The sequence below is a fragment of the Escherichia sp. AM3 genome (genome assembly GCF_032029835.1).
GTDB classification, from domain to species: Bacteria; Pseudomonadota; Gammaproteobacteria; order Enterobacterales; family Enterobacteriaceae; genus Escherichia; species Escherichia coli.
Window position 1 is genome coordinate 1 of record NZ_JAVUPQ010001183.1, and the last position, 249, is coordinate 249.

A 249-nucleotide genomic window follows, 5' to 3' on the forward strand; every position below is an offset into this window, starting at 1 on the left:
TTTCGGATCAGTGTTTTTAGGTTGGGTATTTAAAATACGCTGAGAATATGGCACAGGATCAAGTCGAGTCCACTTTTGGAAAAGTCGTTTATAGACTCGACTAAAACCAATGTAGTGAATATCACAGTGATCATTTACTTTTGTGTAGGTTGGGTAACCTTCGTTTCGAATACAGGCGATAGTTACTGGAATCGAAAGTCTTTTTGCGACCTGATAAATCCATGTTTCAACCGCTGCAGCTCCTTTTGG

1 pseudogene is annotated in these 249 nt (G+C 39.8%); it reads right to left on the bottom strand.

What is annotated here, in order from left to right:
• Positions 1–249 (bottom strand): annotated as a pseudogene (locus RTW80_RS30235) (UDP-glucose--(glucosyl)LPS alpha-1,2-glucosyltransferase); the annotation flags it as partial.